Source organism: Klebsiella sp. MPUS7 (assembly GCF_009905335.1).
In the GTDB taxonomy this organism is placed as follows: Bacteria; Pseudomonadota; Gammaproteobacteria; order Enterobacterales; family Enterobacteriaceae; genus Klebsiella; species Klebsiella grimontii.
Window position 1 is genome coordinate 5,018,411 of record NZ_CP047604.1, and the last position, 16,594, is coordinate 5,035,004.

13 protein-coding genes and 1 pseudogene are annotated in these 16,594 nt (G+C 59.8%); 13 read left to right on the forward strand and 1 reads right to left on the reverse strand.

Annotated elements, in window-relative coordinates; genetic code table 11:
- Positions 1 to 44 precede the first annotated feature (44 nt).
- Complete coding sequence (locus GUC22_RS23430; protein WP_160183792.1) at positions 45 to 1,259, forward strand: amino acid deaminase; 1,215 nt, start codon at positions 45 to 47, stop codon at positions 1,257 to 1,259.
- Between the two features lie 238 nt (positions 1,260 to 1,497).
- Positions 1,498 to 2,478 (forward strand): IS110 family transposase, encoded by a 981-nt coding sequence (locus GUC22_RS23435; protein WP_154945130.1) that lies wholly within the window; start codon positions 1,498 to 1,500, stop codon positions 2,476 to 2,478.
- Between the two features lie 188 nt (positions 2,479 to 2,666).
- On the opposite strand, the gene hpaR is transcribed toward GUC22_RS23435, so the two are convergent.
- Positions 2,667 to 3,104 (reverse strand): homoprotocatechuate degradation operon regulator HpaR, encoded by a 438-nt coding sequence (gene hpaR, locus GUC22_RS23440; protein WP_004133165.1) that lies wholly within the window; start codon positions 3,102 to 3,104, stop codon positions 2,667 to 2,669.
- Between the two features lie 284 nt (positions 3,105 to 3,388).
- Here hpaR and GUC22_RS27645 point away from each other — a divergent pair.
- The 11 genes and pseudogenes from GUC22_RS27645 to btsT all read left to right on the forward strand — a co-directional run bounded on the left by GUC22_RS27645 (position 3,389) and on the right by btsT (position 16,505).
- Positions 3,389 to 4,782, forward strand: a pseudogene (locus GUC22_RS27645) (fumarylacetoacetate hydrolase family protein).
- Positions 4,779 to 6,245, forward strand: a complete 1,467-nt coding sequence (hpaE, locus tag GUC22_RS23455) for a 5-carboxymethyl-2-hydroxymuconate semialdehyde dehydrogenase (protein WP_024360422.1) — start codon at positions 4,779 to 4,781, stop codon at positions 6,243 to 6,245. The pseudogene GUC22_RS27645 and the gene hpaE overlap by 4 nt, the downstream one beginning before the upstream one ends.
- A 1-nt stretch (position 6,246) precedes the next feature.
- Positions 6,247 to 7,104: a 3,4-dihydroxyphenylacetate 2,3-dioxygenase gene (gene hpaD, locus GUC22_RS23460; RefSeq protein ID WP_004133172.1), complete on the forward strand. Its 858-nt coding sequence runs from the start codon at positions 6,247 to 6,249 to the stop codon at positions 7,102 to 7,104.
- 12 nt (positions 7,105 to 7,116) lie between these two features.
- Positions 7,117 to 7,497 carry a 5-carboxymethyl-2-hydroxymuconate Delta-isomerase gene (locus GUC22_RS23465; RefSeq protein ID WP_049086533.1) on the forward strand — a complete coding sequence of 127 codons (381 nt, stop codon included), beginning with the start codon at positions 7,117 to 7,119 and terminating at the stop codon, positions 7,495 to 7,497.
- Between the two features lie 136 nt (positions 7,498 to 7,633).
- Positions 7,634 to 8,437, forward strand: a complete 804-nt coding sequence (gene hpaH / locus GUC22_RS23470; RefSeq protein WP_024360424.1) for a 2-oxo-hept-4-ene-1,7-dioate hydratase — start codon at positions 7,634 to 7,636, stop codon at positions 8,435 to 8,437.
- 10 nt (positions 8,438 to 8,447) lie between these two features.
- Positions 8,448 to 9,239 carry a 4-hydroxy-2-oxoheptanedioate aldolase gene (hpaI, locus tag GUC22_RS23475; RefSeq protein WP_004133176.1) on the forward strand — a complete coding sequence of 264 codons (792 nt, stop codon included), beginning with the start codon at positions 8,448 to 8,450 and terminating at the stop codon, positions 9,237 to 9,239.
- A 70-nt stretch (positions 9,240 to 9,309) separates the two neighbouring features.
- On the forward strand, positions 9,310 to 10,686 hold the full coding sequence (gene hpaX / locus GUC22_RS23480; protein WP_049130517.1) for a 4-hydroxyphenylacetate permease: 1,377 nt from the start codon (positions 9,310 to 9,312) through the stop codon (positions 10,684 to 10,686).
- A gap of 9 nt (positions 10,687 to 10,695) precedes the next feature.
- Positions 10,696 to 11,586 (forward strand): 4-hydroxyphenylacetate catabolism regulatory protein HpaA, encoded by an 891-nt coding sequence (hpaA, locus tag GUC22_RS23485; RefSeq protein WP_024360426.1) that lies wholly within the window; start codon positions 10,696 to 10,698, stop codon positions 11,584 to 11,586.
- Positions 11,587 to 11,964: 378 nt separating this feature from the next.
- Positions 11,965 to 13,527 (forward strand): 4-hydroxyphenylacetate 3-monooxygenase, oxygenase component, encoded by a 1,563-nt coding sequence (gene hpaB, locus GUC22_RS23490; protein WP_004133179.1) that lies wholly within the window; start codon positions 11,965 to 11,967, stop codon positions 13,525 to 13,527.
- A 19-nt stretch (positions 13,528 to 13,546) separates the two neighbouring features.
- On the forward strand, positions 13,547 to 14,059 hold the full coding sequence (locus GUC22_RS23495; RefSeq protein WP_004098296.1) for a 4-hydroxyphenylacetate 3-monooxygenase reductase subunit: 513 nt from the start codon (positions 13,547 to 13,549) through the stop codon (positions 14,057 to 14,059).
- Between the two features lie 295 nt (positions 14,060 to 14,354).
- On the forward strand, positions 14,355 to 16,505 hold the full coding sequence (gene btsT / locus GUC22_RS23500) for a pyruvate/proton symporter BtsT (protein ID WP_024360427.1): 2,151 nt from the start codon (positions 14,355 to 14,357) through the stop codon (positions 16,503 to 16,505).
- Positions 16,506 to 16,594: the final 89 nt, after the last annotated feature.

Here is a 16,594-nt window from a genome sequence, read left to right on the forward strand (position 1 = left end):
ATACCCAGCTTTAATCCGAGCATAAACCCTGAAAGGATAATGTTATGAAATACCATCAAGATACGCTGATTCCGCATAAGGCCGCCGTCATGTCCGCCCCGGCGAATCTGCTGGCGGAGGAGGTCTGCCTCCCTGCCGCGCTGCTGAAAAAAACGGCGCTGGAGAATAACATCGCCTGGATGCAGCGCTATGCCGACGCGCGCGGCGTCTCGCTGGCGCCGCACGGCAAAACGACGATGACGCCGTGGATTTTTCAGGCCCAGCAGCGGGCGGGCGCATGGGGGATCGGCGCAGGCAGCGCCTGGCAGGCTGGCGCGGCGATGGCCAGCGGGGTTGAGCGCGTCCTGATGGTCAATCAGCTGGTCGGCAGGGCGAATATGCAGGCGGTTTCGCGGCTGAAAGCGCATTACCGGGCGGCGGATTTTATCTGCTGTATCGATAGCCTCGCCAACGCCCGCGCGCTGTCGGCCTTTTTCAGCGAACGCCGGCAAACGCTGGACGTGCTAATTGAGCTGGGCGTGGCCGGCGGGCGCTGCGGCTGCCGCAGCGTTGACGATGCGCTAACCCTGGCGCAGGCCGTCGCGGACCTTCCTGGCCTCAAGCTGCGCGGTCTCGAACTGTATGAAGGGGTGCTGCACGGCGACGATCCGCAGCCGCAGGTGGAAGTGCTGCTGCGCCAGGCCGCCGATTTGGCCTGCCGGATGGAGCATCTGGTTGAGGGGGAGTTTGTGCTGACCGGCGCGGGCACCGTCTGGTATGACGTGGTGTGCAATATCTGGCTGGCGGCGCAGAAGCCGGGGCGGTGCCGAATCGTCATTCGCCCCGGCTGCTATATCACCCACGACCGGGGGATCTACGATATCGCGCAAAAAGCGCTGGTGGCGCGCGATCCGATCGCCTGCGATCTGGGCGGCGATTTAACCTCGGCGCTGGAGCTGATGGCGATGGTCCAGTCGGTGCCGGAAGCGGATCGCGCGGTGGTCAACTTCGGTAAACGCGACTGCGCCTTCGACGCCGGGCTGCCGCAGCCGATCGCCCGGTATCGCAACGGCGAGCGGCTGTCCGCAGAGGGGATCGAAAGCGTCGGGATCATGGATCAGCACTGTATGCTGCGCCTCGCGCCCGGCAGCGACGTGCAGGTCGGCGATATTCTGGTGTTCGGCACCTCGCACCCGTGCCTGACGTTTGATAAATGGAAAACCCTGCTGCTGGTGGATGAGCAGTATAACGTGCTGGAAGAGCTGGATACCCTGTTCTGAAGAACGCCTTCTCCCGGAGGCGGCGCGCTGCGCCTGTCCGGGCTTGTATGATTAACCCGTCAGAAAGAACCGGCCAGTTCTCTCTGATGGCGGTCCGGATGCCGTGTCCGGGCTTAGGCTTTCGCGCCTGTTCCGTAGATCCTTTGCACCGGACCGCCGTTCTTTCTCATGTGATAAACCGGACAGTATCATGGACCGGCTTTCACCGGTAACCCGTATTCGCAAGGTTGGTTTCACTATGGAAAATGAACTCCACTTCATCGGTATTGATGTCGCCAAAGCTAAACTGGATGTCGATATTCTTCGCCCTGATGGCCGGCATCGTTGTAAAAAATTTGACAATACCCTCTCCGGGCATGAAGCGCTGGTCCGCTGGCTTCGCGGCCATGATGTGAACCGTGCCCATGTCTGCATGGAATCCACCAGCACCTACATGGAAGACGCGGCCGCGCATCTGAGTGATGCCGGGTATACCGTGTCCGTCATCAACCCCGCCCTCAGTAAAGCTTTCGCACAGAGTGAGGGGTTGCGCAGTAAAACCGACAAAGTGGACGCCCGTATGCTGGCTCACTTCTGCCGGGAAAAACGCCCGCCAGCCTGGGAGGCCCCCCATCCGACAGAGCGGGCACTGAAAGCCCTGGTGTTACGCCATCAGGCGCTGACAGAGATGCAGACACAGGAGAAAAACCGGCGGGAAACCGCGCCGGAAGTTCAGCTGACCAGCATTGATATCCTGCTGGGGTGTCTGAGCGCGGAGCTGGCGCGTATCGAAAAACAGATAAAAGACCTGACGGATAATGACCCGGATATGAAACAACGGCGGAAGCTGCTGAACAGTATCCCGGGCATCGGAGAGAAAACGGCGGCGGTTCTGCTGGCGTATACGGGCCTGAAACTGAAGTTCGGTACAGCGCGGCAGTTCGCGGCGTATGCAGGACTGACGCCGGTGCAGCATGAGTCAGGCAGCAGCGTGATGCGGGCGAGCCGGATGAGCAAAGCGGGACCGGTTCATCTGCGCAAAGCGCTATACATGCCAGCGTTATCGGCGCTGTACCATACGGCGTGGGGAAAAGCGTTCAGGAAAAGGCTGGAAGGGAATGGTAAGCGTGCGAAAGTCATCATAGGGGCGATGATGCGAAAGCTGGCGCAGGTGGCGTACGGTGTACTGAAGTCAGGAAAGGCGTTCGATGCGTCACAGCATGAGCTGTTGATAGCGTAAGAAAGCGTGCCGGATGAAACGACAGCGCGGGATGTCGCTGTCGTTGTTGTGCCTGTCATCCGGGAGCCGGAGAAGATGACAGTGGTGAAAAGAGTTGCAGGCGTTCACAGTATCTACCAGACGGTGAACCGTAGCCCGGACAGGTGCGCCAGCACCGCCTCCGGGATGTTTTTCGCGCGGACAACGCATTACGCCTCTTCCTCGCCCCGCGTTCCATTCCCCAGGGCGATAAACTCCTCCAGCAGCGCGGTAAGCTGGCGCATTTTTTCGACGGTAAACTCGGCTTCTATCTGGCGATAGGCTTCTTCGACCTGGGCCTGGGCGCTTTCATACAGCTTCAGGCCCGCCGGGGTCAGCGAAACGTACAGCTTGCGCTGATCGTTAACCGGCTTTAAGCGCAGTACCAGGCCGTCGCGTTCCATACGGGTCAGGATGCCGGTCAGGCTCGGGCGTAAAATACAGGCGCGAAAGGCCAGGTCGTGAAAATCCATCGACGGATTTTCGGCGAGGATCCGCACGATACGCCACTGCTGCTCGGTAAGATTATGGCGTTTAACAATGGGCCGAAAGTGGGCCATCGCCGCTTCCCGCGCCTGCAGCAGCGCGATAGTTAACGAATCATGCATCACATACCTCTGAATGAAATTCCTCATCTGTTAATAAGTTAATAATTAGCCTTAATTGCCGCAGAAGGCAACCGGTTTCTGTCTTTGAAAAGTACCAGATGGTACAAAGAAATTTCATTACTATTTGATTTAAAACATAAAAATTAAAATTCTGTAAATATATTGTTAATCCGATCACAAAACATTCACTTCTGTTTGCCAAACCTTCCTGCAAAGCATAAAAGATGATCATTAACATATTAATGAAATTCGTTATTCCCAAATCTGCAGCAGAGGAGTGGTCAATGAAAGGCACCATCTTCGCCGTGGCGCTTAACCACCGCAGCCAGCTCGACGCCTGGCGCGAAGCGTTCCAACAGGCTCCCTATAAAACCCCGCCGAAGACCGCGGTCTGGTTTATCAAACCGCGCAACACCGTTATCGGCGACGGCGAGAGTATCCCCTATCCGGACGGTGAAACCGTGCAGAGCGGCGCCACCGTGGCGCTGATCGTTGGTAACACCGCGCGCAAAGTCGCCGCCGAAGACGCTGCGGCTTATATTGCCGGGTACGCGCTGGCCAACGACATCAGCCTGCCGGAAGAGAGCTTCTATCGTCCGGCCATCAAAGCCAAATGCCGCGACGGCTTCTGCCCGCTGGGCGCCCTCGCGCCGCTCAGCAACGTCGATAACCTGACCATCATCACCGAAATCAACGGTCGCGAAGCGGACAGCTGGAATACCGCCGATCTTCAGCGCTCCGCCGCCGAGCTGCTAAGCGCCCTGAGCGAATTCGCCACCCTCAATCCCGGCGATGCGATTCTGATCGGTACGCCCCACACTCGCGTTACGCTGCGCCCCGGCGATCGCGTACGCCTTCTCGCCGAGGGCTTCCCGGCGCTGGAAAACCCGGTGGTTGCTGAAGGAGAGCTGGCATGAGACGAGCACGTATTGAGTGGCAAGGACAGCGGCACGATGTCCAGGTTAATGAACGCGGTCAGGTCAAGCTCGCCAACGGCAGTCTGCTTAAGGAAGGCGAGTTTCGCTGGCTGCCGCCAGCCAACGGCACCCTGTTCGCGCTGGGCCTGAACTACGCCGATCACGCCAGCGAGCTGGCGTTTACGCCGCCAACGGAGCCGCTGGTATTTATCAAAGCGCCCAACACCTTTATCGGCCACCGGCAGGAATCAGTGCGCCCGGATAACGTCGAGTACATGCATTACGAGGCGGAACTGGTGGTGGTGATTGGCAAAACCGCGCGTAAGGTCGCCGAAGCCGACGCTATGGCGTACGTAGCCGGCTACACCGTCTGCAACGATTACGCCATCCGCGACTACCTGGAAAACTACTATCGCCCCAACCTGCGGGTCAAAAGCCGCGACACCCTGACGCCGATCGGCCCGTGGATCGTCGGCAAAGAGGCGATCCCGGATCCGCATAACCTGGCGCTGTGCACCTGGGTCAACGGCGAACTACGCCAGCAGGGCACCACCGCCGATCTGATCTTCAGCATTCCGTTCCTGATCGCTTACCTCAGCGAATTTATGACCCTGCAGCCGGGCGACATGATCGCCACCGGCACGCCTAAAGGGCTATCGGACGTGGTGCCGGGCGATGAAGTGATCGTCGAAGTGGAGGGCGTCGGCCGTCTGGTCAACCACATCATCAGCCAGCAGGCATATGAGGAGAAGCTGTCATGAAAAAAATTAACCACTGGATCAACGGCAAAAACGTCGCCGGAAGCGACTATTTCCACACCACCAACCCGGCCACTGGCGAAGTGCTGGCGGAGGTCGCCTCCGGCGGCGCCGACGAGGTGAATCAGGCGGTGGCCGCGGCGAAAGAGGCGTTCCCGAAATGGGCCAATCTGCCGATGAAAGAGCGCGCGCGTCTGATGCGCCGGCTGGGGGATCTGATCGATCAGAACGTCCCGGAGATCGCCGCCATGGAGACTGCCGATACCGGTCTGCCGATCCACCAGACCAAAAACGTGCTGATCCCGCGCGCTTCGCATAACTTCGAGTTCTTCGCCGAGGTGTGCCAGCAGATGAACGGCAAGACCTACCCGGTTGACGACAAGATGCTCAACTATACCCTCGTGCAGCCGGTCGGCGTCTGCGCGCTGGTGTCGCCGTGGAACGTGCCGTTTATGACCGCGACCTGGAAGGTGGCGCCGTGCCTGGCGCTGGGTAATACCGCGGTGCTGAAGATGTCCGAACTGTCGCCGCTAACTGCCGACCGTCTTGGCGAGCTGGCGCTGGAAGCGGGTATTCCGGCGGGTGTGCTGAACGTGGTTCAGGGCTACGGCGCGACAGCGGGCGATGCGCTGGTCCGCCACCATGACGTGCGCGCGGTGTCTTTCACCGGCGGTACCGCCACCGGGCGCAACATCATGAAAAACGCCGGGCTGAAAAAGTACTCCATGGAGCTGGGCGGCAAATCGCCAGTGCTGATTTTCGAAGACGCCGATATTGAGCGCGCCCTCGACGCCGCGCTGTTCACCATCTTCTCGATCAACGGCGAACGCTGCACCGCCGGCTCACGCATCTTTATTCAGCAGAGCATCTACCCCGAGTTCGTTAAACGCTTCGCCGAGCGGGCGAACCGCCTGCGCGTCGGCGACCCGACCGACCCGAACACCCAAGTGGGGGCGCTGATTAGCCAGCAGCACTGGGAGAAAGTCTCCGGCTATATCCGCCTCGGCATTGAAGAAGGGGCGACCCTGCTGGCCGGCGGCGCGGATAAACCGACCGATCTGCCCGCCCATCTGAGAAACGGCAACTTCCTGCGGCCCACGGTGCTGGCGGACGTCGATAACCGCATGCGCGTGGCGCAGGAAGAGATTTTTGGCCCGGTAGCCTGTCTGCTGCCGTTTAAAGACGAGGCGGAAGGTCTGCGCCTGGCCAACGACGTGGAGTACGGCCTCGCCTCGTATATCTGGACCCAGGACGTCAGCAAAGTGCTGCGCCTGGCGCGCGGCATCGAAGCCGGAATGGTGTTCGTCAACACTCAGAACGTCCGCGACCTGCGTCAGCCTTTCGGCGGCGTGAAGGCCTCCGGCACCGGCCGCGAAGGCGGCGAATACAGCTTTGAAGTGTTCGCTGAAATGAAAAACGTCTGCATCTCGATGGGCGACCATCCGATCCCAAAATGGGGAGTCTGATATGGGAAAGTTAGCGTTAGCAGCAAAAACCACTCACGTACCGTCGATGTATCTTTCTGAACTGCCGGGTAAAAACCACGGCTGTCGTCAGGGAGCCATCGACGGGCACAAGGAAATCGGCAAGCGGTGCCGCGAACTCGGCGTCGATACCTTCATCGTCTTTGATACCCACTGGCTGGTCAACAGCGCTTACCACATTAACTGCGCCGACCATTTCCAGGGCGTCTATACCAGCAACGAGCTGCCGCATTTTATCCGCGACATGACCTACGACTACGACGGTAACCCGGAGCTCGGCCACCTGATCGCCGACGAAGCGGTCAAGCTCGGCGTCCGCGCTAAAGCGCACAACATCCCGAGCCTTAAGCTGGAGTACGGCACGCTGGTGCCGATGCGCTACATGAACGCCGATAAGCACTTCAAAGTGGTGTCGATCTCCGCCTTCTGTACCGTTCACGACTTCGCCGACAGCCGCAAGCTGGGCGAAGCCATTCGTAAAGCTATCGAGAAATATGACGGCACCGTAGCGGTGCTGGCCAGCGGTTCGCTCTCACATCGTTTTATCGACGATCAGCGTGCCGAAGAGGGGATGAATAGCTATACCCGCGAGTTCGATCATCAGATGGATGAGCGGGTCGTGAAGCTGTGGCGCGAGGGTAAATTCAAGGAGTTCTGCACCATGCTGCCGGAGTACGCCGACTACTGCTACGGCGAAGGCAATATGCACGACACGGTGATGCTGCTGGGCCTGCTGGGCTGGGATAAATACGACGGCAAAGTGGAATTTATCACCGAGCTGTTCGCCAGCTCCGGCACCGGCCAGGTCAACGCCGTGTTCCCGCTGCCGGAAACGGCTTAAGGAGAGCGCAGAATGCCGCATTTTATCGCTGAATGTACCGACAACATCCGGGAACAGGCTGATTTACCGGATCTGTTCAGCAAAGTGAACGACGCGCTGGCGGCGACCGGCATCTTTCCCATCGGCGGCATTCGCAGCCGCGCCATCTGGCTGGATACCTGGCAGATGGCCGACGGCCAGCATGATTATGCCTTTGTGCATATGACGCTGAAGATTGGCGCCGGGCGCAGCCTGGAGAGCCGCCAGGACGTGGGCGATATGCTGTTCACGCTGATCAAAGCCCATTTCGCCGCGCTAATGGAGAGCCGCTACCTGGCGCTGTCGTTTGAGCTCGATGAACTGCACCCGACGCTGAACTACAAGCAGAACAACGTGCACGCCTTGTTTAAATAGCGTGCGCCCGGCCAGTCCCCTCTCCTCGTTAGGGAGAGGGAGAAAACAAGCACTGCCACAAAACCCCAGGCCGGGTAAGACGCGCCAGCGTCGCCACCCGGCGCAGCAGCACCGAAAGACGTAACAGGAAGCGACTATGCTCGATAAACATACCCATACCCTGATCGCCCAGCGGTTGAACCAGGCGGAAAAACAGCGTGAACAGATCCGCGCCATCTCGCTGGATCACCCGACGATCACCATCGAAGACGCCTACGCCGTACAGCGCGAATGGGTAAATATGAAAATCGCCGAAGGCCGCGTGCTGAAAGGGCATAAAATCGGCCTGACCTCAAAAGCGATGCAGGCCAGCTCGCAGATAAGCGAGCCGGACTACGGCGCGCTGCTGGACGATATGTTTTTCCACGACGGCGGCGATATCCCCACCGACCGCTTTATCGTCCCGCGTATCGAAGTGGAGCTGGCCTTCGTGCTCGCCAAACCGCTGCGCGGCCCCAACTGCACGCTGTTCGACGTGTATAACGCCACCGACTACGTGATCCCGGCGCTGGAGCTGATTGACGCCCGCTGCCACAACATCGATCCGGAAACCCAGCGTCCGCGTAAAGTTTTCGACACTATTTCCGATAACGCCGCCAACGCCGGGGTGATCCTTGGCGGTCGACCGATTAAACCCGACGAGCTGGACCTACGCTGGATCTCCGCTCTGCTCTATCGCAACGGCGTGATTGAAGAGACCGGCGTCGCTGCGGGGGTGCTGAATCACCCGGCCAACGGCGTGGCCTGGCTGGCGAACAAGCTGGCGCCGTACGACGTCCAGCTGGAAGCCGGACAGATTATTCTCGGCGGCTCCTTTACGCGTCCGGTACCGGCGCGCAAGGGCGACACCTTCCACGTCGACTACGGCAATATGGGCGCGATCAGCTGCCGGTTTGTCTAGGAGAAACATGATGAATAACGCCTTTAAAGACGCCTTAAAAGCGGGTAGACCGCAGATTGGCCTGTGGCTGGGGCTGACCAGCAGCTACAGCGCCGAGCTGCTGGCCGGGGCCGGATTCGACTGGCTGCTGATCGACGGCGAGCATGCGCCAAACAGCGTGCAGACGATACTGGCCCAGCTGCAGGCGATCGCTCCTTACCCCAGCCAGCCGGTGGTCCGTCCGTCGTGGAACGATCCGGTGCAGATCAAACAGCTGCTGGATATCGGCGCCCAAACCCTGCTGGTGCCGATGGTGCAAAACGCCGATGAAGCGCGGCTGGCGGTGAAAGCCACCCGCTATCCGCCCGCCGGCATTCGCGGCGTCGGCAGCGCGCTGGCCCGCGCCTCGCGCTGGAACCGCGTCCCGGATTATCTCCATCAGGCCAACGACGCGATGTGCGTGCTGGTGCAGATCGAAACTCGCGAAGCGCTCAGCAATCTGCCGCAGATCCTCGATGTCGAGGGCGTCGACGGCGTGTTTATCGGCCCGGCGGATCTGAGCGCCGATATGGGCTTCAGCGGCAACCCGCAGCATCCGGAAGTGCAGGCCGCCATTGAGCGCGCCATCGCGCAAATTCGCGCGGCGGGCAAAGCGCCGGGGATCCTGATGGCCAGCGAGCCGCTGGCGAAGCGCTACCTGGAGCTCGGCGCGCTGTTTGTCGCCGTCGGCGTCGATACCACCCTGCTGGCCCGCGGCGCGGAAGCGCTGGCGGCGCGATTTGGCGCGGAAAAAACCGCCCAGGGTTCATCAGGCGTCTATTAACGCCGGGTGGCGCTGCGCTTACCCGGCAACCCGCAGTACCCTACAAAATTCCCATTAGAGGAAAATGATAATGAGCGATACATCATCTGCCATCCCGGAAAAGTTCGATCCGGCTAATCAGCACAAGCAGCTGACGGCGCAGCAGCAGTCGGTTATCAACAAGCTCTTTCGCCGCCTGATCGTGTTTTTGTTCGTGCTGTTTATCTTTTCGTTTTTAGATCGCATCAATATCGGCTTTGCCGGGCTGACCATGGGGCAGGATCTGGGCCTTAACGCTACCATGTTCGGCCTTGCCACCACCCTGTTTTACGCTACCTACGTCATTTTCGGCATTCCGAGCAACGTGATGCTCAGCATCGTCGGCGCCCGCCGCTGGATCGCCACCATCATGGTGCTGTGGGGCATCGCCTCCACCGCCACCATGTTCGCGACCGGTCCGAACAGCCTCTATATCCTGCGCATGCTGGTAGGGATCACCGAGGCCGGTTTTCTGCCCGGCATTCTGCTCTATCTAACCTACTGGTTCCCGGCCTTTTTCCGCGCCCGCGCCAACGCGCTGTTTATGATCGCGATGCCGGTCACCACCGCGCTGGGGTCAATCGTCTCCGGCTATATCTTGTCGATGGACGGCCTGCTCAACCTGCACGGCTGGCAGTGGCTGTTCCTGCTGGAAGGCTTCCCGTCGGTGCTGCTCGGCATTATGGTCTGGTTCTGGCTTGATGATTCGCCGTCGAAGGCCAAGTGGCTGACCGCGGAAGACAAAAAATGCCTGCAGGAGATGATGGATAACGACCGCCTGACGCTGGTCCAGCCGGAAGGGGCGATCAGCCATCACGCCATGCAGCAGCGCAGCCTGTGGCGGGAAGTGTTCACGCCGATCGTGCTGATGTACACCCTGGCCTATTTCTGCCTGACCAATACGCTCAGCGCGATCAGCATCTGGACGCCGCAGATCCTCAAAAGCTTTAACGAAAGCAGCAGCAATATCACCATCGGCCTGCTGGCGGCGATCCCGCAGATTTGTACCATTCTCGGGATGATCTACTGGAGCCGCCACTCCGATAAATACCAGGAGCGTAAGCACCACACCGCCCTGCCGTTCCTGTTCGCCGCCGCGGGCTGGCTGCTGGCCTCGGCCACCGATCACAGTCTGATCCAACTGTTCGGGATCGTGATGGCCTCCACCGGATCGTTTAGCGCGATGGCCATTTTCTGGACCACGCCGGATCAGTCGATCAGCCTGCGCGCCAGAGCGATCGGCATCGCGGTGATCAACGCGACCGGCAATATCGGATCGGCGCTCAGCCCCTTTATGATCGGCTGGCTGAAGGATATTACCGGCAGCTTTAGCAGCGGCCTGTGGTTCGTCGCCGCCCTGCTGGTCATCGGCGCGGTGATTATCTGGGCGATTCCGATGAAAGGATCGCGTCCGCGCGCGACGCCGTAAGGAGCCGCTATGTGCCAGAGCCCTGTTACCAATATCGATATGAATAAAGAGTACGATGAGAGTCTGGGGACGGAAGAGGTGCATTATCAATCGTTTGCCCGGATGGCGGAGTTCTTTGGCCGCGATATGCAGGCGCACCGCCACGACCAGTATTTTCAGATGCACTTTCTCGATACCGGGCAGATTGAGCTACAGCTCGACGATCATCGCTATTCGGTGCAGGCGCCGCTGTTTGTCCTGACCCCGCCCTCGGTGCCACACGCTTTTATCACCGAGTCCGATAGCGATGGTCACGTGCTGACGGTGCGCGAGGATCTGGTCTGGCCGCTGCTGGAGGTGCTGTACCCCGGCACCCGGGAGGCCTTCGGCCTGCCGGGCATCTGCCTGTCGCTGGCCGATAAGCCCGAGGAGCTGGCGGCGCTGGCGCACTACTGGCGGCTGATTGAACGAGAATCGACCTCGCAGCTGCCGGGGCGGGAACACACCCTGACGCTGCTGGCGCAGGCGGTGTTCACCCTGCTGCTGCGCAACGCGAAGCTTGACGACCATGCGGCCAGCGGGATACGCGGCGAGCTCAAGCTGTTCCAGCGGTTTAACCAGCTGATCGACAGCCACTACCACCAGCACTGGACGGTACCAGATTACGCCTGCGAGCTGCATCTGACCGAATCCCGGTTAACCGATATTTGCCGCCGCTTCGCCAACCGCCCCCCCAAGCGGCTGATTTTCGACCGGCAGCTGCGCGAGGCCAGGCGATTACTGCTCTTCTCCGACAGTACGATCGGTGAGATAGCCTGGCAGTTGGGATTTAAGGATCCGGCCTATTTCGCCCGCTTTTTTAACCGCCTGACGGGCTGTTCGCCGAGCGCGTTCAGAACGCAAAAAGTACCGGTGTCTTAGGATCGTCCCGGAGGCGATGCTGCGCATCTGTCCGGGCTACCGGCCCGCAGACGGCGGTGAACCCGTAGCCCGGGCAAGGCGCGTCAAGCGCCGCCCCCGGGAGCAGAGCGCAGAGTCGCTGAATGTCCCGCAGGCGATGCCGCGCATCTGTTCGGCTACAAATTCAAAACCCGCGCTGACTTATCGCCCGGTTCACCGGGGAGCCAGGCCGGAAAATAGAAAAACCGACCCCGATCACATAACCCAATCCCGCCTGAAAAGTACCGACCGTTGACCTAAAAGTCTCTTCACGAAAGCCGCGTTAACCGCTTCAATTGAACAACAAAAACAAAACATAAATTTAACATCGCATTCCGATTAATACTGAAGAGGTCACCTATGAAACCTGAAAACTTCCGTGCAGATACCAAGCGCCCGTTAACCGGTGAAGAGTACCTGAAGAGCCTGCAGGACGGCCGCGAAATCTATATTTACGGTGAACGCGTTAAAGACGTGACCACCCATCCGGCGTTCCGCAACGCCGCCGCCTCCGTCGCCCAAATGTACGACGCGCTGCATAAACCCGAGCTGCAGGATACCCTGTGCTGGGGCACCGACACCGGCAGCGGCGGCTACACCCACAAGTTCTTCCGCGTGGCGAAAAGCGCCGATGACCTGCGCCAGCAGCGCGACGCTATCGCCGAATGGTCGCGCCTGAGCTACGGCTGGATGGGCCGCACCCCGGACTACAAGGCCGCGTTCGGCTGCGCGCTCGGCGCGAACCCGGGATTTTACGGCCAGTTCGAGCAGAACGCCCGCGACTGGTACACCCGCATCCAGGAAACCGGCCTGTACTTTAACCACGCCATCGTCAACCCGCCGATCGATCGCCATAAGCCCGCCGATGAAGTGAAAGATGTTTATATCAAGCTGGAGAAAGAGACCGACGCTGGGATCATCGTCAGCGGCGCGAAGGTGGTGGCCACCAACTCGGCGCTGACCCACTACAACATGATCGGCTTCGGCTCGGCGCAGGTGATGGGCGAAAACCCCGACTTCGCGCTGATGTTCGTCGCGCCGATGGATGCCGAAGGCGTTAAGCTTATCTCCCGCGCCTCCTATGAGCTGGTCGCCGGCGCCACCGGATCGCCGTACGACTATCCGCTCTCCAGCCGCTTCGACGAAAATGATGCGATCCTGGTGATGGATAACGTGCTGATCCCATGGGAAAACGTCCTGATCTATCGCGACTTCGACCGCTGCCGCCGCTGGACGATGGAAGGCGGCTTCGCCCGCATGTATCCGCTGCAGGCCTGCGTGCGCCTGGCGGTGAAGCTCGATTTCATCACCGCCCTGCTGAAACGCTCGCTGGAGTGTACCGGCACCCTTGAGTTCCGCGGCGTGCAGGCCGAGCTCGGCGAAGTGGTGGCCTGGCGCAATATGTTCTGGGCGCTGAGCGATTCAATGTGCGCCGAAGCGACGCCGTGGGTCAACGGCGCGTATCTGCCGGATCACGCCGCGCTGCAAACCTACCGCGTGATGGCGCCGATGGCCTACGCCAAAATCAAAAACATTATCGAGCGCAGCGTCACCAGCGGCCTGATCTACCTGCCGTCCAGCGCCCGCGATCTCAACAACCCGCAGATCAACGAATACCTGGCGAAATACGTGCGCGGATCGAACGGTATGGATCACGTCGAGCGTATCAAGATCCTCAAACTGATGTGGGACGCGATCGGCAGCGAATTCGGCGGCCGCCATGAGCTGTATGAAATCAACTATTCCGGTAGCCAGGATGAGATTCGCCTGCAGTGCCTGCGTCAGGCGCAAAGCTCCGGCAACATGGACAAAATGATGGCGATGGTGGATCGCTGCCTGTCCGAGTACGACCAGAACGGCTGGACGGTGCCGCATCTGCACAACAATACCGATATCAACATGCTGGATAAGCTGCTGAAGTAACCGGCAGCGGGAGGTCACAATGCAATTAGATGAACAACGTCTGCGTTTTCGCGATGCCATGGCCAGTCTGTCGGCCGCCGTTAACGTCATCACCACCGAAGGCGAGGCGGGCCGCTGCGGTATCACCGCCACCGCGGTCTGTTCGGTGACCGATACGCCGCCGTCGGTGATGGTCTGCATCAACGCCAATAGCGCGATGAATCCGGTGTTTCAGGGCAACGGCAAGCTGTGCATCAACGTGCTGAACCACGAGCAAGAGGAGATGGCCCGCCACTTCGCCGGCATGACCGGGATGACGATGGACGACCGCTTCGGCCTCAGCGGCTGGCAAAAAGGCGCGCTGGGCCAGCCGGTGCTGAAAGGCGCGCTGGCGAGCCTCGAAGGCGAAATTAGCCAGGTGCAGACCATCGGTAGCCATCTGGTCTATCTGGTGGAAATCAGGAATATTACCCTGAGCCAGCAGGGCCACGGGCTGATCTACTTTAAGCGCCGCTTCCATCCGGTGATGATGGAGATGGACGTCGTGGCGTAGTTTTGCTTCCCCTCTCTCGCGGGAGAGGGGATTGTCTGTTTTCTCCGCTCGTCACAGTGAGAATATCCCTGTGATCTCAATCACATATTTAAGCCCGCCGGGATTCCTGCCCAACCGCTTACCCCCGCAAGTGACCGCTTAACCCTACATATAACCACTCACAGATTTACCCAACTTTACGCGCGCGACGTTCTGGCAAGATGGTCCCCAGCATAGCTAATCAATGCCTCCTCAAACCCTAACTAAACCCAGACGGCTTCGGCCCATTATTCATCTTATTAAGCCAGGTTTTACTATGGATACTAAAAAGTTATTCAAGCACATACCCTGGGTGATTCTTGGAATCATCGGGGCATTTTGCCTCTCGGTCGTCGCTCTGCGCCGCGGTGAGCACGTCAGTGCGCTGTGGATCGTGGTGGCGTCGGTTTCCGTCTACCTCGTCGCCTACCGTTATTACAGCCTGTATATCGCGCAAAAGGTAATGAAGCTCGACCCTACGCGCTCCACGCCTGCGGTGATTAACAACGATGGCCTGAACTACGTTCCGACCAACCGCTACGTGCTGTTTGGCCACCACTTTGCCGCTATCGCCGGCGCCGGTCCGCTGGTGGGCCCGGTGCTCGCCGCGCAGATGGGCTACCTGCCGGGTACCCTGTGGCTACTGGCGGGCGTGGTGCTGGCCGGGGCGGTGCAGGACTTTATGGTGCTGTTTATCTCCTCGCGCCGTAACGGCGCCTCGCTGGGGGAAATGATCAAGCAGGAGATGGGGCCGGTACCGGGATCCATCGCCCTGTTCGGCTGCTTCCTGATAATGATCATCATCCTCGCGGTGCTGGCGTTGATCGTGGTGAAAGCGCTGGCGGAAAGCCCGTGGGGCGTGTTTACCGTCTGCTCGACCGTGCCGATTGCCCTGTTTATGGGGATCTATATGCGCTTCCTGCGCCCAGGCCGCGTAGGCGAAGTGTCGGTGATTGGTATCGTCCTGCTGGTGGCGTCCATTTACTTCGGCGGCATCATTGCCCACGACCCGTACTGGGGCCCGGCGCTGACCTTTAAAGACACCACTATTACCTTTACCCTGATCGGCTACGCGTTTATCTCCGCGCTGCTGCCGGTGTGGCTGATTCTGGCGCCGCGTGACTACCTGGCGACCTTCCTGAAAATCGGCGTTATCGTCGGCCTGGCGCTGGGGATCGTTATCCTCAACCCGGACCTGAAAATGCCGGCGGTGACCCAGTACATTGACGGTACCGGCCCGCTGTGGAAAGGCGCCCTGTTCCCGTTCCTGTTTATCACCATCGCCTGCGGCGCGGTCTCCGGCTTCCACGCCCTGATCGCTTCCGGCACCACGCCGAAGCTGCTGGCTAACGAAACCGACGCCCGCTTTATCGGCTACGGCGCGATGCTGATGGAGTCCTTCGTGGCGGTGATGGCGCTGGTAGCGGCCTCAATCATCGAACCGGGCCTCTACTTCGCGATGAACACCCCGCCGGCGGGCCTCGGCATCACCATGCCGAACCTGCACGAAATGGGCGGTGAAAACGCCGCGCTGATTGCCGCGCAGCTAAGGGATGTCACCGCGCACGCGGCGGCGACCGTCAGCTCCTGGGGCTTTGTGATTTCACCTGAGCAAATCCTGCAAACCGCGAAAGATATCGGCGAACCGTCGGTACTCAACCGCGCGGGCGGTGCGCCGACGCTGGCTGTGGGTATCGCTCACGTGTTCCACAAAATCATCCCGATGGCGGATATGGGCTTCTGGTACCACTTCGGTATTCTGTTTGAAGCGCTATTTATCCTCACCGCGCTGGATGCCGGTACCCGCGCAGGCCGCTTTATGCTGCAGGATCTGCTGGGCAACTTCGTACCGTTCCTCAAGAAAACCGACTCGCTGGTGGCGGGTATTATCGGCACCGCGGGCTGCGTCGGCCTATGGGGCTACCTGCTGTATCAGGGCGTGGTCGACCCGCTGGGCGGCGTGAAGAGCCTGTGGCCGCTGTTCGGTATCTCTAACCAGATGCTGGCCGCCGTGGCGCTGGTGCTCGGCACCGTGGTGCTGGTCAAAATGCAGCGCACCAAATACATCTGGGTCACCGTGATCCCGGCCGCGTGGCTGCTGCTGTGCACCACCTGGGCGCTGGGCCTGAAACTGTTCAGCACCAACCCGCAGATGGAAGGTTTCTTCTTCATGGCGCAGCAGTATAAAGAGAAGATCGCCGCCGGCGGCGAACTGACCGCGCAGCAGATTGCCAACATGAACCATATCGTGGTGAACAACTACACCAACGCGGGTCTGAGCATTCTGTTCCTGGTGGTGGTCTACAGCATCATCTTCTACGGCATCAAAACCTGGCTCAACGTGCGCAACAATAAAGTGCGTACTGACAAAGAGACGCCGTACGTGCCGGTACCGGAAGGCGGCGTGAAGACCTCTTCGCATCACTAAACCTTAATGCCGGATGGCGCTACGCTTATCCGGTCTACACAAGCGAATGTTTGTAGGCCGGATGAGGCGCTAGCCGCCATCCGGCTTTA

What these genes read in the sequence shown, in the direction of transcription:
- hpaX (WP_049130517.1), top strand. Translation starts at nt 9,310, where the DNA reads ATGAGCGATACATCATCTGCCATCCCGGAAAAGTTCGATCCGGCTAAT.
- hpaD (WP_004133172.1), top strand. Translation starts at nt 6,247, where the DNA reads ATGGGAAAGTTAGCGTTAGCAGCAAAAACCACTCACGTACCGTCGATG.
- GUC22_RS23435 (WP_154945130.1), top strand. Translation starts at nt 1,498, where the DNA reads ATGGAAAATGAACTCCACTTCATCGGTATTGATGTCGCCAAAGCTAAA.
- hpaR (WP_004133165.1), bottom strand. Translation starts at nt 3,104, where the DNA reads ATGCATGATTCGTTAACTATCGCGCTGCTGCAGGCGCGGGAAGCGGCG.
- GUC22_RS23430 (WP_160183792.1), top strand. Translation starts at nt 45, where the DNA reads ATGAAATACCATCAAGATACGCTGATTCCGCATAAGGCCGCCGTCATG.
- btsT (WP_024360427.1), top strand. Translation starts at nt 14,355, where the DNA reads ATGGATACTAAAAAGTTATTCAAGCACATACCCTGGGTGATTCTTGGA.
- hpaE (WP_024360422.1), top strand. Translation starts at nt 4,779, where the DNA reads ATGAAAAAAATTAACCACTGGATCAACGGCAAAAACGTCGCCGGAAGC.
- hpaB (WP_004133179.1), top strand. Translation starts at nt 11,965, where the DNA reads ATGAAACCTGAAAACTTCCGTGCAGATACCAAGCGCCCGTTAACCGGT.
- hpaA (WP_024360426.1), top strand. Translation starts at nt 10,696, where the DNA reads ATGTGCCAGAGCCCTGTTACCAATATCGATATGAATAAAGAGTACGAT.
- hpaH (WP_024360424.1), top strand. Translation starts at nt 7,634, where the DNA reads ATGCTCGATAAACATACCCATACCCTGATCGCCCAGCGGTTGAACCAG.
- GUC22_RS23465 (WP_049086533.1), top strand. Translation starts at nt 7,117, where the DNA reads ATGCCGCATTTTATCGCTGAATGTACCGACAACATCCGGGAACAGGCT.
- hpaI (WP_004133176.1), top strand. Translation starts at nt 8,448, where the DNA reads ATGAATAACGCCTTTAAAGACGCCTTAAAAGCGGGTAGACCGCAGATT.
- GUC22_RS23495 (WP_004098296.1), top strand. Translation starts at nt 13,547, where the DNA reads ATGCAATTAGATGAACAACGTCTGCGTTTTCGCGATGCCATGGCCAGT.